This is a genomic window from Idiomarina baltica OS145, from assembly GCF_000152885.1.
Lineage (GTDB): Bacteria > Pseudomonadota > Gammaproteobacteria > Enterobacterales > Alteromonadaceae > Idiomarina > Idiomarina baltica.
Genome location: NZ_CH672403.1, coordinates 296,067 through 319,990, shown reverse-complemented (window position 1 = coordinate 319,990; position 23,924 = coordinate 296,067). Strand labels below are relative to the sequence as shown.

25 protein-coding genes are annotated in these 23,924 nt (G+C 48.3%); 16 read left to right on the top strand and 9 right to left on the bottom strand.

The features are described from left to right. Positions 1–54: 54 nt before the first annotated feature. The gene (locus OS145_RS02930) at positions 55–903 is read right to left on the bottom strand and encodes a virulence factor BrkB family protein (protein WP_006954577.1); all 849 of its coding nucleotides are present in this window, start codon (positions 901–903) and stop codon (positions 55–57) included. A gap of 65 nt (positions 904–968) precedes the next feature. Here OS145_RS02930 and OS145_RS02925 point away from each other — a divergent pair, with 65 nt between their 5' ends. The 5 genes from OS145_RS02925 (at position 969) to OS145_RS02905 (ending at position 3,684) form a co-directional block, all read left to right on the top strand. Further along, entirely contained in the window at positions 969–1,685 is a 717-nt protein-coding gene (locus OS145_RS02925) for an SDR family NAD(P)-dependent oxidoreductase (protein WP_006954576.1), read from the top strand. Positions 1,686–1,763: 78 nt separating this feature from the next. Then, positions 1,764–2,000, top strand: a complete 237-nt coding sequence (locus OS145_RS02920; RefSeq protein WP_006954575.1) for a YqaE/Pmp3 family membrane protein — start codon at positions 1,764–1,766, stop codon at positions 1,998–2,000. Next, complete coding sequence (locus tag OS145_RS02915; protein ID WP_006954574.1) at positions 2,000–2,644, top strand: DUF2959 domain-containing protein; 645 nt, start codon at positions 2,000–2,002, stop codon at positions 2,642–2,644. The genes OS145_RS02920 and OS145_RS02915 overlap by 1 nt, the downstream gene beginning before the upstream one ends. A gap of 21 nt (positions 2,645–2,665) precedes the next feature. Next, positions 2,666–3,178, top strand: coding sequence for an NADPH-dependent FMN reductase (locus tag OS145_RS02910; protein WP_006954573.1), 513 nt, complete (start codon positions 2,666–2,668; stop codon positions 3,176–3,178). Beyond that, positions 3,178–3,684: an MgtC/SapB family protein gene (locus tag OS145_RS02905; RefSeq protein WP_006954572.1), complete on the top strand. Its 507-nt coding sequence runs from the start codon at positions 3,178–3,180 to the stop codon at positions 3,682–3,684. Before OS145_RS02910 ends, OS145_RS02905 begins: the two co-directional genes overlap by 1 nt. On the opposite strand, the gene OS145_RS02900 is transcribed toward OS145_RS02905, so the two are convergent. Next, positions 3,681–4,295 (bottom strand): TetR family transcriptional regulator, encoded by a 615-nt coding sequence (locus OS145_RS02900; protein WP_006954571.1) that lies wholly within the window; start codon positions 4,293–4,295, stop codon positions 3,681–3,683. The genes OS145_RS02905 and OS145_RS02900 overlap by 4 nt on opposite strands. A gap of 213 nt (positions 4,296–4,508) precedes the next feature. Here OS145_RS02900 and OS145_RS02895 point away from each other — a divergent pair, with 213 nt between their 5' ends. Continuing rightward, positions 4,509–4,790, top strand: a complete 282-nt coding sequence (locus OS145_RS02895) for a DUF3081 domain-containing protein (protein WP_006954570.1) — start codon at positions 4,509–4,511, stop codon at positions 4,788–4,790. Further along, positions 4,787–5,449: a PAQR family membrane homeostasis protein TrhA gene (gene trhA / locus OS145_RS02890; RefSeq protein ID WP_006954569.1), complete on the top strand. Its 663-nt coding sequence runs from the start codon at positions 4,787–4,789 to the stop codon at positions 5,447–5,449. The genes OS145_RS02895 and trhA overlap by 4 nt, the downstream gene beginning before the upstream one ends. Before the next feature lie 65 nt (positions 5,450–5,514). Here trhA and typA read toward each other — a convergent pair whose 3' ends face one another. Beyond that, on the bottom strand, positions 5,515–7,353 hold the full coding sequence (gene typA / locus OS145_RS02885) for a translational GTPase TypA (RefSeq protein ID WP_006954568.1): 1,839 nt from the start codon (positions 7,351–7,353) through the stop codon (positions 5,515–5,517). Between the two features lie 402 nt (positions 7,354–7,755). On the opposite strand from typA, the gene glnA reads away from it, so the two are divergent. The 6 genes from glnA to OS145_RS02855 all read left to right on the top strand — a co-directional run bounded on the left by glnA (position 7,756) and on the right by OS145_RS02855 (position 14,842). After that, positions 7,756–9,165: a glutamate--ammonia ligase gene (gene glnA, locus OS145_RS02880; RefSeq protein ID WP_006954567.1), complete on the top strand. Its 1,410-nt coding sequence runs from the start codon at positions 7,756–7,758 to the stop codon at positions 9,163–9,165. Positions 9,166–9,257: 92 nt separating this feature from the next. Then, complete coding sequence (glnL, locus tag OS145_RS02875; RefSeq protein WP_006954566.1) at positions 9,258–10,322, top strand: nitrogen regulation protein NR(II); 1,065 nt, start codon at positions 9,258–9,260, stop codon at positions 10,320–10,322. Then, entirely contained in the window at positions 10,319–11,713 is a 1,395-nt protein-coding gene (ntrC, locus tag OS145_RS02870; RefSeq protein WP_006954565.1) for a nitrogen regulation protein NR(I), read from the top strand. The genes glnL and ntrC overlap by 4 nt, the downstream gene beginning before the upstream one ends. Before the next feature lie 78 nt (positions 11,714–11,791). Continuing rightward, a complete protein-coding gene (locus tag OS145_RS02865) occupies positions 11,792–12,469 on the top strand; it encodes a response regulator transcription factor (RefSeq protein ID WP_006954564.1) in 678 nt (225 codons plus the stop codon). Next, positions 12,469–13,824 carry a sensor histidine kinase gene (locus tag OS145_RS02860; RefSeq protein WP_006954563.1) on the top strand — a complete coding sequence of 452 codons (1,356 nt, stop codon included), beginning with the start codon at positions 12,469–12,471 and terminating at the stop codon, positions 13,822–13,824. Before OS145_RS02865 ends, OS145_RS02860 begins: the two co-directional genes overlap by 1 nt. Positions 13,825–13,855: 31 nt before the next feature. After that, entirely contained in the window at positions 13,856–14,842 is a 987-nt protein-coding gene (locus tag OS145_RS02855) for an alpha/beta fold hydrolase (protein WP_006954562.1), read from the top strand. Here the strand turns inward: OS145_RS02855 and fieF are convergent. Next, entirely contained in the window at positions 14,820–15,746 is a 927-nt protein-coding gene (gene fieF, locus OS145_RS02850; RefSeq protein ID WP_006954561.1) for a cation efflux pump FieF, read from the bottom strand. The genes OS145_RS02855 and fieF overlap by 23 nt on opposite strands. A gap of 66 nt (positions 15,747–15,812) precedes the next feature. Here fieF and trmL point away from each other — a divergent pair, with 66 nt between their 5' ends. Then, positions 15,813–16,277, top strand: coding sequence for a tRNA (uridine(34)/cytosine(34)/5-carboxymethylaminomethyluridine(34)-2'-O)-methyltransferase TrmL (gene trmL / locus OS145_RS02845; protein ID WP_006954560.1), 465 nt, complete (start codon positions 15,813–15,815; stop codon positions 16,275–16,277). Here trmL and OS145_RS02840 read toward each other — a convergent pair. Further along, complete coding sequence (locus OS145_RS02840; protein ID WP_006954559.1) at positions 16,261–17,640, bottom strand: substrate-binding periplasmic protein; 1,380 nt, start codon at positions 17,638–17,640, stop codon at positions 16,261–16,263. The genes trmL and OS145_RS02840 overlap by 17 nt on opposite strands. 229 nt (positions 17,641–17,869) lie before the next feature. Here OS145_RS02840 and OS145_RS02835 point away from each other — a divergent pair, with 229 nt between their 5' ends. Further along, positions 17,870–19,567: a cyanophycinase gene (locus OS145_RS02835; RefSeq protein WP_006954558.1), complete on the top strand. Its 1,698-nt coding sequence runs from the start codon at positions 17,870–17,872 to the stop codon at positions 19,565–19,567. 82 nt (positions 19,568–19,649) lie between these two features. On the opposite strand, the gene pyrE is transcribed toward OS145_RS02835, so the two are convergent. Together pyrE and rph are read right to left on the bottom strand one after the other, a co-directional pair. Then, positions 19,650–20,294: an orotate phosphoribosyltransferase gene (gene pyrE / locus OS145_RS02830; protein ID WP_006954557.1), complete on the bottom strand. Its 645-nt coding sequence runs from the start codon at positions 20,292–20,294 to the stop codon at positions 19,650–19,652. A 9-nt stretch (positions 20,295–20,303) separates the two neighbouring features. Continuing rightward, entirely contained in the window at positions 20,304–21,017 is a 714-nt protein-coding gene (gene rph, locus OS145_RS02825) for a ribonuclease PH (protein WP_006954556.1), read from the bottom strand. Positions 21,018–21,171: 154 nt separating this feature from the next. Here rph and smrA point away from each other — a divergent pair, with 154 nt between their 5' ends. Beyond that, on the top strand, positions 21,172–21,759 hold the full coding sequence (gene smrA / locus OS145_RS02820) for a DNA endonuclease SmrA (RefSeq protein WP_006954555.1): 588 nt from the start codon (positions 21,172–21,174) through the stop codon (positions 21,757–21,759). A gap of 18 nt (positions 21,760–21,777) precedes the next feature. Here smrA and OS145_RS02815 read toward each other — a convergent pair whose 3' ends face one another. Further along, positions 21,778–22,857, bottom strand: a complete 1,080-nt coding sequence (locus tag OS145_RS02815) for a sigma-70 family RNA polymerase sigma factor (protein ID WP_006954554.1) — start codon at positions 22,855–22,857, stop codon at positions 21,778–21,780. Beyond that, on the bottom strand, positions 22,850–23,749 hold the full coding sequence (locus tag OS145_RS02810) for an alpha/beta fold hydrolase (protein ID WP_006954553.1): 900 nt from the start codon (positions 23,747–23,749) through the stop codon (positions 22,850–22,852). Before OS145_RS02810 ends, OS145_RS02815 begins: the two co-directional genes overlap by 8 nt. Positions 23,750–23,924 lie beyond the last annotated feature (175 nt).

Below are 23,924 nucleotides of genomic sequence, written 5' to 3'. Positions count from 1 at the left end.
GCTATCTACTCTTGCTTGTGAAAAAGTATATGGTTGTCGATTCTATCGCACAGATCAATCTGACTGCGTACGCTTTTTATGGATTAAACGGTATTCCTCCAGACTCACTGTCATCTCTGCACCTGCTAAGACAATCAACCATGACAAATAGATCCAAACGATGAGTATAGGCACCGTGGCAAGCGCACCATAAATCGCCTGATAGGTTGGGAAGTGGGTGATGTACAGCGAGAATAATTGTTTACTGACCTCGAATAGAATGGCTGAAAAGGCGGCACCAAAAGCCGCATAGCGGAATTTAACGGGGCGATTAGGCACGAGTTGGTAGAGCAATACAAAGGCGATGAAGCTAGTCACGACCGGTACTGCGGACAGCAAAAAGCTACGAATCCCCGAAACATAAGTTTCTGCAAACTGAGACAGCGAGACTAAGTAAGACGTTGCCGCCAATCCCGTACCAATAAGAACAGGGCCGAGTGTCAAAATCATCCAATAAATGGCAAAAGATACTGTCCAACGTCGGCTGCTGGTATCGCGCCAGATATTATTTAACGCAGAATCTATCGCCGAAATAAGGGCGACAGCCACAAAAAATAAAAATGCGATACCGACGGCGGTCATCTGTGATGCATTACCAACAAACTCATCGATATATTCTTTTAGCTGCTCACCCGAAGTGGGCAGCAGGTTAGCAAACAGCGCACTCTCTATGTTGTTTTTGAGATCATCGAAGACTGGAAAGGCGGAAAATACAGTGAATGTGACCACTAGCAATGGCACTAGGGACAATAAACTGACATAGGTGAGATGGCCGGCGGTCACGTTAATTGAGTCGGACTGACTGCGAAGTGCGACATGCCGAGAAAATTTAAAACCGTGTTTAAGCCAAAGTTTCCAGTTCATATTGGTCAAAATTACATATCTCTGCGTACGATGAATGAGTCTTATATTGATGGAGAACGCACAAGATGGCAATTGTAGTCTTTGGTGCCGCAGGTGGTCTCGGGCTTTCATTAACGAAAGCTTTGAAGCAAAAGTTCAACGATAGCACCATTATCGCAGTATCGCGTCAGCCAATTAACCAACGCGTCGCCGGTGTACATTACACGACGATAGAGGATTACACCGCTGAACCCTTAGAGCAGTGGGTCACTGAATTTAATCAGCGCGGTGAAGTGCTTGAGGGCGTTGTTTCGACGGTAGGCATGCTGCATGACGATGATACGTTCCCAGAAAAGCAGCTCGACGATTTAAATGAAGCAAACTTGAGTAAGCTCTTTAGCGTTAATGCTGTCATGCCGTTAATGATTCTTAAAGCGTGCAAACCGCTGTTGGACAAGAAGAAGAGTCGTTTTTTCATTCAACTGTCAGCGAAAGTTGGTAGCATCGAGGATAATTATTTGGGCGGTTGGTACAGCTACCGGGCCAGTAAAGCGGCTTTAAACATGTTACTCAAAACTGCATCAATTGAACTTAAACGCTCACATAAATCCTTTGTGGTTGCCGCAATCCACCCAGGCACGACAGATACCGATCTCTCGAAACCATTTCAAAAGCGTGTGCCCGAAGACAAACTTTATTCGCCTGAACTTTCGGCGGATCGCATTGTTAAGGTGATTCAGGGGCTCACCGCTGAAGATTCCGGTGGCTTATTTCATTGGGATGGCAAACGACTGCCCTATTAAGACTTGTATTCATTGTGCAACCAATGCATTAATATGAGGTCGTACGGGGGGATTTCATTTATCTCGACAGGGGGTTTTATGCGTTACATTTTAGCTGTTTTGATTCCACCGCTCGCGGTGTTGACGACAGGACGGATCTTTCAATTCCTATTTAACGTGATACTCACAGCTTTAGGCATTGTGCTATTTGTTTTTTCATTTGGTGCTCTAGGTTTAGTTTATATCCTTGCGATCATTCACGCGATTTTGGTCGTACGTAGTTACAACCAAGATAAACGAGATGAACGACTGGTTCGCGCTGTAAGGGGAGACTAATGAAAAAGCTGGCGTTAAGTATTTTTACGTTGTTGTTCTTAGTGGGTTGTCAAAGCGCCTACTATGGAGCGATGGAGAAATTGGGCATCGAGAAGCGCGATATTTTGGTCGATCGTGTTGACGACGCCAAAGAGGCACAAAGCGATGCTCAAGAAGAGTTCAAATCGGCTCTTGAGCGCTTGGATGCGCTGCTGCAATTTGACGGTGGTGAACTCGAAGAACGCTACAACGCACTGCGTGACGATTATGAGGCAAGTAAGTCTGCGGCTGAGCGTGTCAACGAACGTATCGAAGAAGTCGACGACGTGGCTCAAGATTTGTTTGATGAATGGAGCGAAGAGCTAGAGCTCTACAGTAATGATGCCATGCGCCGCGAGAGTGAGCGACGTCTGCGTGAGACAGAACGTCATTATGGTGAACTCATTCGCGTGATGGAACGAGCGGCTGGAAAAATGGACCCTGTGTTACAAAAGATGCAAGACAACGTGTTGTATCTCAAACACAACCTGAACGCGCGTGCTATCGACGCAATTCGCGGTGAATTTAGTCGTTTACAGACCGATATCTCAGACCTAATTGATGAGATGGAGTCTGCCATTGATGAGTCTAATCGCTTTATTGAAAGCATGAACAGCGGTGCTTAACCCACTTTTACAGGAGTTTTCATGAGTATTTTGTTTATCGGCGGCAGTCGTCGTAAAGAGTCAATTAATGCAAAATTAAAGCATCGCTTGGTGCAGGTTGCCGAAAAGCACACGTTTGATTTTGAGTTACTCGATGCTGACGCATTAGACGCGCCGATCTATCACGGCGACCACGAGCAGGCAGAAGGTGTTCCTAAGGCAATGCAACAGTTGGCAAAGGCTGTTGCGGCGGCTGATAAAGTTGTGCTTGTCAGCCCAGAATATAACGCCTCTGTTTCGCCACTGATTAAAAATGCGATTGATTGGACGTCGCGCGTTGACGGTCAGGTCTGGAAAGGCAAAAAAGTGTTACTGGCAGCTGCCTCACCCGGTGGGCTGGGTGGTATCCGTGGTCTCAGCCATTTGCGTGACATCTTGGGTAACGTACAGGCATGGACAGCTCCTCTTTTTGCCTGCTGTCCTAATGCTAATGATGAGACCATCGCGGCAATGGACGAAGATTTCCTATCGACTTTCCTTAGTCAGGGTGACTAATGAGCCTCTCGGATATTTTGGTGTTTGAGCACATGGCGCCCTTCACTTGGAAGGGCATTGCCACCGCGATTGCCAGCGGTGCCATTGTAGGGCTTGAGCGGCAAATTCGTGGCAAACCTGTCGGTATTCGAACTTCAGCACTGATCACACTCGGCACCTACGTCTTCTTAGTGAGTGCCAAACTAGTTATGAATGATCACACCGACGCTTCGCGCATCATCGGGCAAGTGATCACGGGTATTGGCTTTCTTGGTGCGGGCGTGATGCTTGCCAAAGACGGAGTGGTAGTCGGCGTTACATCGGCGGCCACCATTTGGATGCTCGCAGCAATCGGCGTTGTTGCCGGTTTAGGGTTATATCCTACAGCTTTCGCTTTAGCACTGATCGTTGTGGTGGTATTAGTGGGCGTTGACTTGTTAGAAGAGAGTTTTCAGTCGCTTACGCGCGGCGTTCATCAAAAGTACGATGGCTGGCGCAAGCGCCGCGCAGATAGCAACGAGCCTTAGGCTTTTAGTCCGTTCATATACGTATTTATGGCTGCTTCACCATACTCGACAAGAGGGAAGTAGCCATCATCCATTAACCAGTTGTAAATCAGCCCATCGACTAAGCCAAATAATCCGATAACCGCAATGCGTGGGCTCACTTGGGGTGGCAACTGACCCTCGTTAACCGCTTTCTCGAATAACGCTTCGACATCACAGATACAGTCATTGCGGCCACTCAAATGGCGTAACTTGATCGGATTGACCTCATCAATGTATTCACATTTATGCATTAAAATATTTGCGAGTGCTTGCACGCGCGGATCGGTGGCAACACGGTTTAAAAACTCATTGGTGCGTTCCTGTATTTCGACGAGCGCATCGAACTCAGGTTGTTGTGCAATTTGCTCGCGCATCTCATCAATGGGCAAACGCACACGCTCCATTAACGACTCAATCAACGCCATCTTATTACTAAAATGGTGGTAAATAGCGCCTCGAGTGACACCTGCAGCTTCGGCGACCTGTGCCATTGACGTATGGGTGACACCTCGCTCACTAAATACACGCTCGGCCGCATCAAGCAGCTGTGAGCGAGTCGCGAGCGCATCTTCTTTTGTACGCCTAACCAAATTACACCTCATCAAATTAGAATACAGTCTGATTATAGCGATTTTCTGCTTATCATGCATTATTGTATGTATATTTTGTGTACATGTTCATATTTGACAACTGAGTCATTTCGATAGACTCTGAAAGGGCATTTGGAGCAGAACAAGTCTAGTAGTGGCGTTGTTACGTATAATTACTGTGTATACATTAATGGACAAGCAAGGAGACAGTGCATGAAAAACGAGATCGATTTTCGTCTTATTTTAGATGCTTATGAGAAGATCCATGAGCATGGCGAGGCAAAGCAAGGCAAGCACGTCCTTGATGGTATTACTGCGTATACTGACCATGATGGCTACACGGTATTTTTGGAAGGCCACGGCGTAAAACTGACGCTAGAGTTTCATAACAAATACCGGTTAGATTACGACAATGGCAAGCAGTTCGACCAATTCATTCGTGCGCTTAAAAATATCAGTGAAGGCTACGAAACCCCAGGTTTGGAGCGTGGATGAGTAATAAGTCGTATACAGTTTTAGAAGAAGTCGCTCATGCGCTAACGCATGGCATAGGGGCGGTGCTGAGCATCGTTGGGCTCGTGGTGATGCTGGTGTGGTCTGTCGCCTATGGCGATACTTGGCACGTGGTGGCAGCGAGTATCTATGGGGCTAGCCTCATTTTGCTCTATACCGCCTCAACGCTTTATCACGCCTTTCCTTGGCCGCGTATTAAGGCTGTATTCCAACAGTTAGACCACGCCGCTATATTTGTACTTATTGCGGGCACCTACACACCCTTTGCGCTAATTAACCTGCGTGGACCTTGGGGTTGGTCACTACTCGGTGTGGTTTGGGGAATCGCATTATTCGGCGTGATTCTAGAGTTGGTTGTGAAGAATCCACCTAAGTGGTTGTCTTTGACGTTGTATCTTGGACTCGGCTGGATGGCGTTGGTCGCCATTAAGCCGATGCTCGATAACGTTGATACGGGCGGCTTACTATTGCTACTTGCAGGGGGGCTTGCCTACACCTTAGGCGTGATATTTTACGTACGTAAGCAGATGCCTTACCACCATGCGATTTGGCACTTATTTGTGCTGGCCGGAAGCATCCTACATTTCTTCTCGATTTTTTATTATGTGTTGCCGCAGCCCGAATTAATAGCAGCACAATGACTTTTATATCACCCATAAAAAAACCCGCCGGTTGGCGGGTTTTTTGTGTGTCATCACATAGACACTTAGCTTTTCGGTTCGCGACTCGCACGCTTACGCTCGTTCTCTGTGAGCGCGCGTTTACGAATACGGATAGATACCGGCGTTACCTCGACCAGCTCGTCATCGTTAATGAACTCAAGCGCTTGCTCAAGTGTATAACGGATCGGTGGGCTCAAGGTTTGTGCATCATCAGTACCTGAAGCACGTACGTTAGTCAGCTGCTTACCTTTCAAACAGTTAACAGTCAGGTCATTTGAACGGTTATGAATACCGATGATTTGACCTTCGTATACTTCGTCACCGTGTGATGCGAACAACTTACCACGTTCTTGCAGGTTAAACAGTGCGTAAGTCAGTGCTTTACCCTGGGCGTTTGAAATCAACACGCCGTTCACACGTTGACCGATAGTACCGCCTTTATGCGGACCGTAGTGATCAAAGGTGTGGTACATCAAACCGGTACCTGAAGTCAGGGTCATGAACTCGGTTTGGAAGCCAATCAAGCCACGGCTAGGTACTTCAAAGTCGATACGTACACGACCTTTACCATCTGGATTCATGTCAGTCATCTCGGCTTTACGTAAGCCAAGTTTTTCCATGACAGCACCTTGGTGTTGATCTTCGATATCAACCGTCAGTGTTTCGTACGGTTCCATCTTCTGACCTTCTTCATGCTTGATGATAACTTCTGGACGCGATACTGCGAGCTCGAAGCCTTCACGACGCATGTTCTCGATTAAAACACCCAAGTGTAATTCACCACGACCCGATACACGGAATTTATCCGGGTTATCAGTCTCTTCAACACGCAGCGCAACGTTGTGAACCAACTCTTGCTGCAAACGTTCAAGGATCTGACGAGAAGTAACGAATTTACCTTCTTTACCTGCGAACGGAGAGGTGTTGACCTGGAAGGTCATTGTTACCGTTGGCTCGTCAACCGTCAGTGGCTTAAGCGGGTTTGGTTTACCCACAGCGCACACTGTGTCAGAGATTTTTAATTCACCTAAACCTGTAATTGCACAGATATCGCCAGCGTGCGCAGCTTGTGCATCGATGCGATCCAAGCCAAGGTAATTAAACACTTGACCGACTTTACCATTGCGGGTTGTGCCGTCAGCACCCACGATAGTCACTTGTTGGTTCACTTTAACGCTACCCTGAGTGACACGGCCGATACCGATGACACCTAAATAGCTTGAATAGTCCAACTGAGAAATCTGCATTTGCAGGTCGCCTTCAGGATCCGCGTCGGGATGACTGACTTGGTCAACGATAGTTTCGAACAATGGCGTCATGTCGCCGCCTGATTGTTCCGCATCCAGACTTGCCCAGCCATTTAATGCTGATGCATAGATAACAGGGAAGTCCAACTGCTCATCGGTCGCGCCAAGGTTGTCGAACAAATCAAACACTTGATCCATGACCCAGTCAGGACGCGCGCCCGGACGGTCAATTTTATTAATAACGACGATTGGATTAAGCCCGTGAGCAAACGCTTTTTGCGTTACAAAGCGTGTTTGCGGCATTGGACCATCAACAGCGTCAACGAGTAGCAAAACTGAGTCAGCCATTGACATGACACGCTCAACCTCACCACCGAAATCGGCGTGCCCAGGGGTATCTAGAATGTTGATGCGGTAGTCTTGCCAGTTGATCGCTGTGTTTTTAGCGAGGATGGTAATACCGCGCTCTTTTTCTAGATCGTTTGAGTCCATGATGCGCTCTTCAAGCTCACCACGGCTCTCTAACGTGCCAGATTGTTGAAGCAGCTTGTCGACCAATGTCGTTTTACCATGGTCAACGTGCGCAATAATCGCAATGTTGCGAAGTTTATTAATATCAAATGCCTGAGTTGTCATTAAGAACAGCCTATTGATGTCGGAAAGTGAACAACGTTGTCTAAACCGACAAGGGGTTGATGAAAATAGCGGCGTATTCTACCTGTTTGCTAACGATATAAAAAGGGGCTGTTGAATTTTTCATCAGAATGACATGAATCAATAGGAATTAATGCTTATTTGCACCAAAATGGTCTACAATGAACCAAATTGGTGCAAATTTTAGTTGTTTTCAACGTTTCAACGGAACTCTAATTTATTAAAAAACTTTAAAAACAATGAGTTATATATTTGGCACGTGGATTGCAATCCAATATGCATCCTAAGAGGTACACAACAATAGCTGTATAAAACTGGATTTAATCAGTTATTGATATATGTTTATTTTGACTTTTGATATTCAAGATTCCGCTGGAGGAAAACATGTCAGCAAGTAAGATTTTCGACGCCATTAAAGAGCATGACGTCAAATTCGTCGACTTACGCTTTACCGATACCAAAGGTAAAGAACAGCACGTCACAATCCCGGTGTCGCAAATCGACGACGATTTCTTCGAAGAAGGTAAAATGTTCGACGGTTCTTCAATCGCTGGCTGGAAAGGTATTAACGAGTCAGACATGGTGTTGATGCCAGACGCAGAGTCGTTGGTACTCGACCCGTTTACCGACGAAATGACACTGAACGTACGGTGTGACATTTTAGAACCTGATACCATGCAAGGCTACAGCCGCGATCCTCGTTCTATCGCGAAACGCGCAGAAGAGTTCTTGCAAGCATCAGGCGTGGCTGACAGTGCATTCTTTGGTCCTGAACCAGAGTTCTTCTTATTTAATGATGTGCGTTTCCACACCGACATGAGCGGTTCGTTCTACAAGATCGATGCCGAGGAAGCAAAGTGGAACTCGGGTCGTGAATACTCAGAAGGTAACTTGGCGCACCGTCCGGGCGTAAAAGGCGGTTACTTCCCAGTGCCTCCGGTTGACTCTGCGCATGATATTCGTGGCACCATGAGCTTGGTGATGGAAGACATGGGCTTGGTTGTTGAAGCTCACCACCACGAAGTGGCGACAGCGGGTCAGAACGAAGTGGCAACTCAGTTCAACAGCCTGACTAAGAAAGCCGACGAAATTCAAATCTACAAATATGTTGTGCACAACGTAGCGCACTCCTATGGTATGACCGCGACCTTTATGCCTAAGCCATTGGTCGGTGATAACGGCTCGGGTATGCACGTTCATATGTCACTGGCGAAAGATGGTCAAAACCTGTTTGCCGGCGACCAGTACGCAGGCTTGAGCGAAACCGCGTTATATTACATTGGCGGTATCATTAAGCACGCACGCGCTATCAACGCGTTTACTAACCCATCGACTAACTCGTACAAACGTTTGGTACCTGGGTTTGAGGCGCCTGTTATGTTGGCTTACTCAGCGCGTAACCGTTCTGCATCGATTCGTATTCCATTGGTATCGAGTGCTAAAGCGCGTCGTATCGAAGTGCGCTTCCCTGACCCAAGCGCGAACCCATACTTGTGCTTCACCGCACTATTAATGGCGGGCTTGGACGGTATCCGTAACAAGATCCACCCTGGCGATGCGATGGACAAAGACTTGTACAACCTGCCACCGGAAGAAGCGAAAGACATCCCAACAGTATGTCATTCACTTGAAATGGCACTGGATGCACTGGATAAAGACCGTGACTTCCTCAAGCAAGGCGGTGTGATGGATGACGACATGATCGACGCATACATCGGCCTCAAGTACAACGAAGTAGAAACATTGAAGAAAACAACACACCCTGTTGAATTCGATATGTACTACAGCGTTTAAATTAAGACGGTTGCAAGAAGGGAGGCAAAGCCTCCCTTTTTAAGCCGTGTATATGCACCAAATTAGTGCAGGCTATTGTGGAGTGTATTTGAGTGAATCTGGCGTCCATATTGAATCAGCTACTGACCGGTGTGGTTATTGTCGACGATCAATGGATCGTGCGTTACGTCAACGCTGCAGCTGAATCGATTTTTGACCATAGCGCCAAGCGTCTTATTGGTGAGCCTTTTGCTGAGGCATACTACGAGAGCGACCTACCATTAAGTACACTGCAGAATTGTTTGTCCGAAGACCAAACCGTGGTGAACTCCGAAGCCAGCTTCTTTCTTCATTCGGGGCAAAGGGTGACTACTGAAGTCAGTATTCAGTCATTGCATGATGATGCAAAAAAGCACTGGCTTATCGAGCTCAAACAAGTCGACTTACAACGCCAGATTTCACGTGAAACACAGCAACAACAGCAGCTATTTGCTACACAGTCATTGTTACGTGGGATGGCGCATGAAATTAAAAACCCATTAGGGGGCCTGCGGGGCGCTGCGCAATTGCTGGCACTCGAATTGCCAGATGAGGAATTAAAAGAGTATACCGACCTTATTGTGACGCAAGCCGATAGGTTACGTACTTTGATTGATCGCATGATGGGCCCGGTACAAGCCGAGCAAAAACGTGAAACTAACCTGCATGAGCTACTCGAACGCGTGGCCAAAACCGTGCGTTACGAATACGGCGAACGTCTTAGCATAAAACGTGACTATGATCCTTCATTGCCTGAACTGTGGGCAATGGCTGAATCCTGTGAACAAGTTTTCTTAAATATCGCGCAAAATGCGGCTCAAGCACTGAATGGTGAGGGACAAATTACTTTTAAATCGCGCATTGAGCATCAATTGACGTTATTGGGGCGTCGTTATCGTCAATGTGCAGTGATCAGTATTATCGATGATGGCCCGGGTATCGATGATGCAATTAAGGCGAGTTTATTTTATCCAATGGTGAGCGGTCGAGCCGAAGGCACGGGTTTGGGGTTATCCATGGCGCATAGTTTAGTTCATCAACACCAAGGCAAAATCGAGGTCGACTCCGAGCCGGGAAACACGGTGTTTAGGATATACCTCCCGTATCAACGACAAGTTACTGAGGAGGCGAATCTATGAGCCAAGCGCAACACCTATGGATTCTAGACGATGACCCCTCTATTCGATGGGTACTTCATAAAGCATTTGAACGCTCGGGTTATCAAGTGCAAGTCTTTGAGCGTGCCGATGAACTCACGCGAGCGCTTGATTCGAAAGTTCCCGATACCATCATTAGTGATATTCGTATGCCGGGCACCGATGGCTTAGCCTTGCTAAAGCAAATAAAACAGCGAGACCCTGATTTACCCATCGTGATTATGACCGCTCATTCGGATCTGGATACCGCGGTGAGTGCTTTCAAAGGCGGTGCCTTCGAGTATTTGGCTAAGCCCTTTGATATTGAGGAAGCTCGCAACGTGGTTGCGAAAGCAATGGCGCATCGCAGTAAGCCTGAGGTGAGGGTCAGTGCGCAGCAAGCGAATAATGATATTATTGGCGAGTCAGCCCCCATGCAAGATGTATTTCGTGCCATTGGTCGGCTGTCGGCTTCGAGCGTAAGCGTATTGATTACGGGTGAGACGGGCACGGGTAAAGAGCGCGTTGCGCGTGCATTGCACAAACATAGTCCACGATCAGATAAGCCGTTTATTGCATTGAATATGGCAGCCATTCCAGCCGACTTGGTTGAATCCGAGCTGTTCGGTCACGAGCGAGGCGCATTTACTGGGGCTGATAAAAAGCGCGATGGACGGTTTTTACAAGCCGATGGTGGGACGCTATTTTTAGATGAAATTGGCGATATGCCACTTTCGGTGCAAACCCGCTTATTGCGTGTGTTAGCCGAAGGCCAGTTTTATCCAGTCGGTGCGCATCAGCCGGTACAGGTTAATGTGCGGGTCATCGCCGCTACCCACCGAGATTTAAAAGAGGCTGTTGCAAACAACGAATTCCGTGAGGACTTATATCATCGACTCAATGTTATTCAGTTGCGGTTGCCTGCCTTGCGTGAACGCAAGCAGGATATACCTTTGCTGGCAAGGTACTTTTTAAAGCAGTCAGCTATTGAGCTCGAAGTGAGCGAGAAACAGTTATCAGACGCAGCGTTGGCGCAACTTGAAGCATACGGGTGGCCGGGTAATGTAAGGCAGCTCGAAAATGTGTGTCGTTGGCTTACGGTGATGGCGCCCGCACAACAAGTCAGCCCCGATGAACTGCCCCATGAGCTTCTAGAACAGAGCGAACAGCTGGAAAACGGTCAATCGACAGGGAATTGGCGCGAGCTACTGGCACACGAGTTGCGCACACAAACCCATAACTATGATAATATGACACCTATTATACAGGATGTTGAGCGCATCGCCTTGCGCATTGCACTGGAGAAGTGCGACGGACACAAGCAAAAAGCCGCACATTGGCTTGGCTGGGGGCGCAATACGCTAACGCGCAAGCTCAAGTTATTGAGCAAGTAAATCTTTGTAAAGAGAGTCGCGTTACGCTGTGCTATTTTAGAAGATGGTCTTTACACTTTAAACGGGACTCAATTGACCATGACACATTCTGTTCTACTCATTGATGACGACCATGAAATGTCAGCGATGCTGACCGAGCTCTTTAAACGAGAGGCGGTCGAGCTGACCGTAGTTGATGATGGCGTTAAAGGACTGGATGCCGCTTTAAACGGGGACTTCGAGCTGATCTTGTTAGACGTCATGCTGCCCGGTATTGATGGTATGCAGTTATTACAACGCTTACGTCAGCAACATCGTGATACCGCAGTACTGATGTTAACCGCGCGCGGAGATGATGATGACCGTGTAATGGGGCTCGAGCTCGGCGCAGACGACTATTTACCCAAACCATTTAATCCGCGTGAGTTAATAGCACGCGTACGAGCGCTACTACGCCGAACGGCTAATACCATGATGCAAAACGAGGTATTAACGGTGAGTGGCTTTACACTCGATCCGAGTAAGGCAGAAGTCACCTGCGACCGCCAGCCGTTGGTTATGACACCGACAGAGTTCGATATTCTGCGTTGTTTGATGCAGCAAGCGGGACAAATGGTGAGTAAAGACCAACTCTCGGTGGCTGCGCTGGGCCGTAAGATGGGGCCGTTTGATCGTAGTCTCGACGTACATATCAGCAATATTCGTAAAAAATTACCGGCTAATCCTGAGCGCATTCAAACCGTTCGTGGTCGGGGATATCGTCTCGTCAACGAATAATGAAGCCGCACCGTAAACGCCCGATCCGCTGGTACCAATCGCTTACGCTGCGGTTGCTCCTGCTGTTTTGGGCGTTACTGTTTTTAACCGCCAGCAGCGGTTACTTGCTTGCGGTCTGGAATAAAGTCACACCCGAAGTTAAACCTATCGCGGAACCCATTCGGCGTACCTTAGCGCCGTTGCTCGAAAATGAGCTGACCTATCTTTCTTTGCAGCCTGGACGTTTATTGACAGGTGATTATCGCGTTGCAGCCCGAGTACTCGCGCAAGGTCAGCAAAAGTTGATGATGGATGAGTTCTTATCGCAACGTTATCGGCAAACCATGTTGCGCTTTTTAAACTACGATGAGCCGATGCAAATGCCACTCGAAGATCGTTTGTTGATAGGTCCTTTCGAGTTTAAAGGCAATAAGCTTCTAATCACTCGTCCACTAAAAGCGTCGGAGTGGACTGATCGTGAAGAAGCAGAGCAAGAGTTGATGCGGGCGCGCAGTTGGACGTTGGTGGGCGGTAGTTTAGCGATTGCGATTTTGTTGGGTATCTGGCTGATTCGACCGATAAAGCGCATGATCCGAGCTACCCGTGAGGTTGCTCAAGGTAGTGCTGAGCCTGAGTTAGGCCAGTTGCCTCGACGTAAAGATGAAGTGGGCGAGCTGGCGCGAGCCCTAGCGCAGACAGCGCGCGATCTTGCTATTTCTCGTGATGCGCAACGGCGCTTATTAAGTGATGTGTCACACGAATTGCGTTCGCCGATGGCACGGATGCAAGTCGCCCTCGATCTCAGCGAAGATGAGCATCAAGAGGATGCACATTGGCAACAGTTGCGTCGCGATAGTGAGCGCTTGAATCAAATCATTGAACGTATCTTGTCACTCTCGAAACTTGAGAACGGCTTAATCAGCTTAAATACGCATACCGTTGATCTGCGCAAGTTGGTGCAACGGCTTGTCGACGACACCTTGTACAGTCATCCTGAATATAAAGATCGGCTCGTTATTCGCGAGGGCGATTGGCGCGAACTTGAGAGCGATGATGAGCTGATCCGGTTAGTGTTAGAAAATATTATGCGTAATGCCCTGCACTACACCGACAAAGCGGTCGAGTTTGGTTGCGAAAAGCATGGCAAGTGGTTGCAGCTTTATGTGCGTGACCATGGGCCTGGCGTTGATGAAGAAACCATTGAGAAGCTATTTGAGCCGTTTTACCGCGGCGACCCGTCGCGTAAGCATCAGGCAGGTGTCGGTTTAGGTTTAGCGTTAAGTCAGCGCTCAGCGTTGGTTCTAGGCGGTCAACTGCGTGCACGCAATCATCCACAAGGAGGACTAGAAGTTATCTTGGATTTACCGTTAGACTAGGGCTTAATCATAGCGACTGGAATCAAAGCGGATGATCCGACCGGCGGATAATGAGCCCCAATGGCTCGAATTTTATCACCAACATATCGCCCCTTTCTGGGCGGATTCAGTTGAGCACATTTATTTAGACGCAGCGGATGGCCTGCGCCTTTTTTATGCCTATCATAAAGTCAGCGATACAGCGCCACTACTGGTGATTTCAACGGGTCGTATTGAGGCGGCGATTAAATACCAAGAAGTGATTTGGGAACTGGCGCAACAAGGTATTTCCTGTGCTGTCATCGATCATCGCGGGCAAGGTTTATCAGAGCGCATGACGAAGAATAGCCATCAGGGCCATGTCGCAAACTTCCGCGATTTTATTGATGACTTTAGTGTATTCATGAATCACATCGACGAGCGCTTTCCTAAAGCGTCTCGTTATGCACTTGGGCACTCGATGGGCGGAGCGATTTTATCCTGGGCGTGTTGCGAGCAGGATTTCAAATTTAAGCATTTGTTTTTGACGGCACCGATGTTCGGCATCAGAACAGCCGGTATTCCAGCAGCGATTGCGCGTGCGATTGCTGGCGCAGGACGCTGGTTAAACGAGACTGTTGCACCGGATAACCCGTGGTACTTCTTAGGTATGAAGGACTATATTGCGATTCCTTTTGCTGAGAATGTGTTGACCCACAGTGAGCAACGTTACCAAGTATTTCGCGAAGCCTATGAAAGCGAGCCCCGGGTTAAACTCGGCGGACCGACGTTTGCTTGGTTACATGAAGCACTGACGACTTGTAAACAATTGCAGGGCATGGGGAGCCAACTCAAAGTAACGGCGACATTGTTCAATGCGGGAGCCGATGTGGTGGTGAGTAAAAAAGCGCAACAGCGTTTTGCTAACAATGCGGGTGCCAACGTTGAGTTTCGCTCGATCAAAGGAGCGAAACACGAATTAATGATGGAGAGCGACGTTTATCGACAGCCCATCATGGACTCGATCTATGCCAGGCTCAAGTCGAGTGACGCTCAGTAATTGAACCCTCAACATAGGCGATTATTTCGGGATCCATGTGGACAATGATATCGGCGCTTGGGAACACCTTCATCAATGCACTTTCGACTTCATCAGAAATCGCGTGGGCTTTGAGCAGAGACAAATGATTGTCGAGTTCGATGTGTAACTGAATAAAGCGTGTGGAGCCTGCCTCACGAGTACGCAGGCCGTGGATCCCTAAAACACCGTCAATGGCTAGCGCCGTATCCACCACTTTCTTTTGTAAGTGTTCGGGTAGTTCGCGATCCATCAACGAGTTAAATGCCTCAGTGCCGATGCGAATCGCCCCCCAGATTAGATACAACGCAATTAAAATGGCAAACACGCCATCCGCCCAGTGCATGCCAAACTGGCTCAGTACCAGCGCAACTAAAACCGCCGCGTTGAGTAAGATATCAGACTGATAATGCAAATGATCGGCTTTAACTGCTTGCGAGTCGGTGACGCGGATGGCTATCCGTTGAATCACCAGTAATACCATGGTGATGACGATGGCTGCCACACTGACCCAAATACCCGTTTCTAAGTTAGGTAGTTGTGAATCGTCCATCCATTGTTGCGCACTGTGAAAAATAAGTAGCATGCCTGAGCCAGCGACAAAAGCACTTTGCGCTAACGCGGCAAGGGATTCGGCTTTACCGTGGCCGAATCGGTGCTCATCATCTGCGGGTTGCAAAGAGTAACGGATGGCGAAAAAACTAAAAATCGAGGCACCACTATCGAGCAACGAATCAGTTAACGAGGCGAGCATACTCGCCGACTCAGTATCAAACCAAGCGTAGAGTTTCATGGCTATCAGCAAAGCGGCCGTAGTGACCGATGAAGCACTGGCGAGCTTTACCCAAAAAGCGTATTGATGCTTATAACTCGTTGGAGAATTCAATTCGATACACACCTCGTATTAAGATAATGGTATTCTAGCGTTTTTTAAGTAGCTGATAAAATCACTATGTTGCATTTGGTCTTATTTGAACCGGAAATACCACCGAACACGGGTAATGTTATTCGCTTGGCGGCGAATACGGGCATGCAATTGCATCTTATCGAACCTCTGGGTTTCGACTTAGATGAGAAGAAGGTGCGCCGTGCTGGCTTGGACTACCACGCCCTTACCCAAGTGAAAATCCATAAAAATTGGTCGGACTTTCTAGAAAACGTGGATTATAACCGCATTTTTGCGTGCACGACGAAAGGCTCAACACGTTACACCGAGGTCGCGTACGAGGAAAATGATGTACTGTTGTTTGGTCCCGAAACGCGCGGGTTGCCGATGGACGTTTTACAGACATTTCCGCAGGAAAATTGGTTACGTCTACCAATGGTGCCAGATAGCCGGAGCTTAAACTTATCAAATTCAGTCGCGATTTTTACGTATGAAGCCTGGCGTCAGTTGGGTTTTAAGGGCGCGGTATAGCGTTTTTAATTGCTTTATCAAACAGACTGCGCAGTAGCTGACCTTGTGCGTTGTCTTTGAATGCTAAATAGAGTGGCACTTCGTCACTCAACGCGTAACGTTCATACGGCGTCTCCATCCAGTCTGGTAAGTTGGCCGCGTAATCGACAACACCTGCAACTCGACCCATATCCAATAGTGCAAAGCAGTCTAATGACGTATTCGCGGTGTAAATATTGGCATTTGAGGGTAGCAATGAGTGTTGATAGTCGCCACCCGCAACGCACAAACTTACATTCTTGTGGTCAAGCGTATCGTCTATCGCTGCTTGAGTTTTGCTAAATAGATATACAGGCGCACTGCGAGCGAAGGCATGTTCTGTTTTGATAAAGCGTTGATCAATCTGTTCTTCTCGGATTCCAACGAGAACTTGTGCTTTCCCGGAGTCAACGAGTTGTTTAGCACGCGGCCAGTTCGAAGTTTCGGTTTCAACCTGTTCAGCCCAATCGGCAGTTAGTTCAATGAACCGTTGCCACAAGCTTCCTTCACCGTCCATCTCGGTTTGCCGGGGCATTAACGCACTGGCACCAATTAATGGATTTGGAATACGAACGGGCGTGATGGGACGCGCGATTTTTGATTGATACGTTTCTCGCAATGCCGTGATCCTACCGGTCGCTTGCATTAGTTTTAGAGTGCTTAATAAATCAGGAATGAGATCTGCGTGCTTCTTATGTAAATAGTGATAGCCTTGATAGCGCTTAATTTCGTAAACAATCAAATCATCGCGGTCATGTAGCGCGGAACCACGATACTGAAAGTCAGCCATCAGCGCTGCTTCAACGCGGCCCGCATCCATTAGCTTGATTACCTGCTCTAATTTGATGGGCTTTGCAATCGGAATATCCAGTTGGTAAGAATCAACCACTTCATCACCGGCGCGTAAACCACTTAAGTAAGCCAAATTACTTAACTTATCGGGCGTACAGACACCACACTGTGAAGGGTCGGCGATAAGAAGCAAGGAAAACTCATAGATCGGAAAATCGACACGAATGAGATTGGTGAGTTGCTCAGATAGGCCAGGAATGCGCCCTAACTCACCAGCAATGATCCCCTCGGAAGCCAGCTGTTCGCCGCGTAGGCGCGGCAAAGACTCATAGCGTAGTTTAATATTAAGTTCAGCATAGGCTTCTTCTAATATCGACTGAACGAGCTCCGGCAATGGACCGTCTTGCGGCGCTCGAAAGACGAGCGTTTGGGTTGTTTGCTCATCGTCTAATTTTAAGTCAGTCGATAGGTTGCTTGATGATTGCTGCGCATGAGGCTGCCCACTTACAAAAAAAAGCGTAGAAAAAACGATAGCGCGAAATAAGTTAATCACCAGAACACAGAACCTTGGTCAATTTGACCTCAGAAGTATATCAATTGCAGGGTATTATGCACAGCATTTACAAAAATCCAACACCCGCAGGGTGATTGAATTTATTCTTCTTATTGAGGTCAGAGCAGATGGGGTCGATGTTGATAAAACTGAGAGCGATTTTTATCCATTGACCCGTTATACTAGGATTCATTAACCCGCAACTTTGCAGTAATCAGAAGGGTGTCTCATGAATAAAGGATGGATCGCATCAAGCCTCAGCATCGTGCTTGCAGGACTGATGACCAGTGCGGTATCCGCACAAGAACAGCCAACCATCAAAGATGATGGTTACCGCCACTTAATGTTGGCCGGGGGCGGTTTAACGCTCTGCACGAGCATGGCGTCCGATAGCTGTAACGAAACCGACTGGATTGATAGCAAGACAATGCGTACTAATCGGTATATCGACTTGTCGGAGAAGTCAATCAAGACGGCTGTTTCAGATGAATACTGGACCGGCTTTCGTGAAGAGGCTCGAAAGAAGGTCGACGAAGCGTTAAAGCTCATTTATGACCGTATGAACGAGGAAATCATCACAGAACGCGTGTTCATGCGTGAATTTACTCGTCGTGCCACATTAAAAACGTACAATTCATTATCTGAAGCTGAGTGGAACAAGCTGGTCGACTTACTCGAAATGCCAGTCCCTGCTGAGCTCGATGAAAAGATTAATTTAAATGAGTCGCAGAATAAACCTGCGATCGATATCTATCGTCAGTTCGTTGATATGGCGAAGACCACTCGCTTTGATGACAGCAAGAAGCCCGTGGTCTTCTTCACGACGTCGTCATCGCGCGATCCTTACAACGAAGTCGATTACTACATGGACTTGTTCAGTCAGTTGGGAGCTGAGCCGCATTGGTTCCCGGTTGATGCGGCTTTAATTAAAGCGCAACAAGAGGGTCGTTGTGACGAATTGGCTGACGTGCAAGAGGAAGTGCTCGGTGCATATGCGCGAGACCGTGTGTATCGCGACCGCTATCAGCAACAGGTTGAGTTTTGTAAAGCGCCCAAAGAAGCCTTAAAGATGGTGCGCCAAGCCAATGCGATTTTTATCAATGATGGTGATGCGAACCTTACCCGCTCAACCTTTATTAATGAAGATAACCAGCCGTCTGATTTGTTACGCGACATCGTTAGCTTCGTGCAATCGAAGCGTCTAGTGGTAGGTGGTAACGGCGCGGGTGCTGTTGCGCTGACATCTAAACCGATGATTTCTAACGGCACCACCGAATCAGCGATAAAAGACGGCGCCTTTGCTTCTGAGCCACCACCGTTCGGTTGTGATTTGGATGCAACCTGTCCAACCAATACCAACCCAGACACGCTGACGTTTCATCCATTGGGCGGTTTAGGGCTGTTTCACTTTGGTATTTTGGATAGCGACTTCTCTGATAAAGGTCGTTATGGTCGCTTGATCCGTCTCGCGGGCGATAGTGGTACACCGCTCTCGCTAGGGATTGATGAGAATACCGCCATGAAAGTGAACCTTGAGAAAGGTCTATTTGATATTGTCGGCGAGCGAGGCGTGTTCTTTGTAGAAAACGCACAATCGGTGCCTACGGCGGTCGCAAGCACCTTCCATTATTTAGTCGCTGGTGCGTCCGGTATGATGAATCCGTATGGCTTACAAACTGCGGAATTCTCGGACCAGTCAGGTATTGTAAAAGAGAACCCAACCACCAATTTCTTAACCGATCGCGGTTTAGTTGATTCGATTCGCGTGTTGTGTGGTGAAGAACGCAACGAAGTAACGCTTCTGAATAAAGACTATCGCTTGATCGCGCGTATCAACGACGCAAGCCGTACCGCTGAAGCCGGTGGTGAATGCCAAGTGATTAACGGTAAAATCGGTATTGCTTATCAGCCTGAAGAAAAACTGTAAGTAGCACCTAGTTACTAAAAAGCTCGCCCCGTTGGCACGGAGGCGAGCTTTTTTATGCGCTGCCTTTTAGTGGCGTAGCGCGTTATGCTACACCGTATTGAGCGCGATACGCTTCAACCGCAGGTAAGTGCGCTTTAAACTGCTCGTCGTCCTTAAGATACTCAATCACATCGTTCAGTGAGACAATCGCAATCACTTGCGCATTAAAGTCACGTTCAACTTCCTGAATCGCGGATAGCTCGCCTTTGCCTTTTTCTTGACGATCTAAGGCAATCAACACACCCGCGAGCTGCGCACCGTTTTGCTCAACAATATCCATGGATTCACGAATTGCCGTGCCCGCGGTGATCACATCATCGACCAACATCACGCGACCCTCAAGGGGTGAACCGACTAAGTTACCCCCTTCGCCGTGGTCCTTTTTCTCTTTACGATTAAAGCAGTAAGGGGTATCGGTCTGAAAATGATCAAACAAGGCTACGGCCGTCGCGCTGGCGATAGGAATACCCTTGTAGGCTGGACCAAACAACACATCAAAGTCGATGCCTGAGTCTTTTAACGCCGCTGCGTAAAAGCGCCCTAACTTCGCCAAGTCAGAACCTTTGTTAAACAAGCCTGCATTAAAAAAGTAAGGACTGGTGCGACCGGATTTCAGCGTAAACTCACCAAATTTTAGTACACCGCGCTCAATCGCAAACTCGATAAACTCTTTTTGATAGGTTTTCATGCTGATCCCTTATGCCAATGCTGCTTTTTGGATATCGATCAATTCTTTAATGCTGACACGCGCAATGTCGACTAGGCTTTGCATCTCGTCGTAACTAAATGCCTCACCCTCAGCGGTGCCTTGGATTTCAATGAACTTACCGGCTTCCGTCATCACAACGTTCATGTCAGTCTCGGCTTGAGAATCTTCAATGTACTCTAAGTCGCTCACGGCATCGCCATCAACAATGCCGACAGAAATCGCCGCAACCATTTCTTTTAACGGATTGACCTTAACCATTTTGCTAGCGCGCATGTAGTTCAGCGCATCAACCAACGCCACGCAAGCACCGGTAATTGAGGCGGTACGTGTACCACCGTCAGCCTGCAATACGTCGCAGTCGAGCGTAATGGTGTTTTCGCCGAGCGCCTTAAGGTCGATGCAAGCACGCAAAGAACGCGCGATTAACCGCTGGATTTCCATCGTGCGACCACCTTGCTTGCCACGCGCAGCTTCGCGCTGCGAGCGAGTGTGGGTAGAGCGTGGGAGCATGCTGTATTCAGCGGTCACCCAACCTTGTCCCTGACCTTTTAAAAAGCGTGGCACACCGGCTTCAACCGTGGCATTACACAACACCTTAGTATCGCCGAATTCAATCAGAACTGAACCCTCGGCATGTTTGGTGAAGTTACGCGTGATGGTGACCGGGCGAATTTGTTGGGCAGTACGACCACTTGGACGCATGGCATCTCCTTTATTTGATAGTAAACGGGGATAAGTAAAACGAATTAGCCGTTAGTGTAGCAAATTTGACCGTTGAATGGATCGCGAATCGTTCTGTAACGTATTAAACTAACGCAAGCTGAAAACACGTGGTAATCACTGAACGGGAGGCCGTATGTCGCGTTCAAAAGACGAAGAATTTGAATTGTTCCGCCAAGAAATGAACGACGTAACACCCTTGGTGGGTGAGGAAGTTGCAGACATTCGCACTGCTTTTGAGCCAACATTGGCACAAAAGGAGCGGCGCCGTGCGGCTGAAGCCGAAGAACAAGAAAACGTTAACTTTTTATCGACCGAGTATGTTGAGTTGGTGGAGCCAGAGGAATGCATCGAATTTCGGCGCGATGGCGTGCAAGAAGGCGTGTACAAACGGCTTAAACAAGGCCGTTACACCATGGAAGCGAGTCTCAATTTGCACCAGCATACGCTGCGCGAGGCGCGTACCGCAGTATTTAACTTTATTCAGGATTGCCATAACGCCGGTATACGCACGGCACTGATTATTCACGGACAAGGTAAACACAGTAAACCGCATCCCGCGCTGATAAAAAGCTATGTGAATAAATGGCTGCGTGAAATGCCGCCAGTACTCGCGTTTCATAGCGCACAGCGCCACCATGGTGGACGCGGCGCGGTGTATATCATGATGAAGAAGAACGCGGAACAAAAACAAAAGAACCGCGAAAAACACGCGAAAAAATAACCGTAAAACGAGTGGTCGTTAGAGACGACCACTCAGTATTAATCCCGCAAAGAAGCCAGTTAGACCGCCACCAAGCCCAAGCGCTAGCCCCAAATAGCAGCTCAGTGACCGACCACCGGAGCATACCAAACGCTGCACTCGGCGTTGATAGGTTAGAATGCCCAGCAATAGCACTAGATAACTGAGTGTCGGCAGTAACCAGCCGGGATCAACCTCGTAACTTAGAATAAACAAGCTACCGACAACGATCATGAATACTGCAGCCTGATTACGCATTCGCACCAACTGTTGGCGAATAGCGTCGTTAGCTGCCATCTTCTGCGCGCGGTGAGAGCCGATAAACAAACCCGCCAAACCACCGAGAATAGTGACCGCCATGGCACCTAATAATGCTAACCACTTCACGCTTGTGGCAACACCAGAGGTCAACGAAAAGCCCGCCGCAGCGGCAGGTGCACTACCCACCATCGCGCCTGTTGTCAGTAACGTCGAAATACTGATGGATGGCGCCGAAAGCAACGCCGCTTTACCCACACGGCTTAGTAATTGTTGAGCTAACTGCTTGCGAGCGCGAGACAAACGCTGGCGCACCGCCTCGGGTGTGATCCCTAGCAAGTCCGCTACATGCTCAGCCGACTGCTGTTCGCGGTAATACAGCAGTACGACATCGCGGCTTTGCTCTGGCAACTTATCCAACGCATGATAAATAATCGCCTGCTGCTGTTGCTCACTGAGCGACGCCTCGGGTGATTCATCGCTCAGTACCGCACCCAGCTCCTCATCGAGATTATCCCTATAGTCGGTACGACGCACATGCTCTTTGCTTAACCACTGATAAGCACAATGCCGCGTGATTTGTCGTAGCCAGGGCAAAAAGCTACGCGTCTTACGCAGTGTATTCATTTTTTGCCAGACAATGAGATAAGCCTCTTGCGCCACCTCTTCTGAGGCTCGGATATCTTTAACAATGGCCAAGGCAATACTCGCCACTAAGTTTTGTGTATGTGTGACCACCTCGGCGAACGCCTGCGAATTCCCTTGGCGCGCTTGCTCAATCGAAGCGTTAAGCGCCGCATACGGTGCAGTTTGATTAGTCATGGCAGCGCTCCTCGATGAAGTGATTAACGGCCGACAAAAAGGCCTCGGGTTGATCCCACATAATAAAATGGCGTGACTCAGCAAACTCTAGCAAGTTGATGGCATTATCACCAGCGATCTGCTGTTGATAGGCATTAAGCGCTGTCTGCTTTTGCTCGGCAGTTGAGAAGCCACCAGTCGCCGCCATTTGTAACGTCGGCACGTTGAGGTCCGCGACCTCAGCGCGTAAATCCGTGGTCATCAACTCATACATCGCGCGGCCCACCGTGGCAGGATCCGATGTTTTTGCCATCGCGACCACGCGCGCTTGATTCTCCTCAGATGAGGTTTGCCGTGATACCCCCATTTGCACCTGCATCGCCATTTGTTCGGGGGTGAGCTGTTGATATACCGTCAGCATTTGCTGTGCTTGAGGTTTAACCGCTTGAGCAGTCAACGCCGAGTTACCACTGAGCAGCGCCGAGAAAAACGGCACACCATCAACCGCGATAAGACATTCCAACGCCTGAGGTTGCTGGCTTGCCAGTTGATAGCCTAAGAACGCGCCCAAACTATGCCCAATAACCACCGCATCGCCAGCACTGTTTTCCTGCAAATAACTTTCTAGCGCAGCACCTGCGTTTTCAGTAAATGCCTCACGTAATTGAGGATTGCTTGGATGCGCCCCAAAGCCAGCAAATGCCAGCGTGTGCACCTCATAATGCTGAGCTAACGCCGCTTCCGTTTGCTGCCAAACACGCTCATCGGACATTAAACCCGGGATAAGCACCACCGGCTGACCCTGACCCGAAATCTGCGCATGTAGCACGGTGTCTTGCGAATGCGAGGGCAGGCTGAAAGCGCCCAACGACACGCCTAATAACAAGGTAAAAAATTGGTTTTTCAAAGACATAATACGTTCCTATTGAGTCACTTTTAATAAAGGTTGCTCAATAAGGTCAGACTCGCACAGAAAAGTGTGACATCTTTTTTGTACTATTACTTCATATTGCCTCTTTGCACAGGTAATATTTGGCTTATACGCTTAACGCACACATTGTTTTCGGCAGGTTGAAGGAAAGACCTCC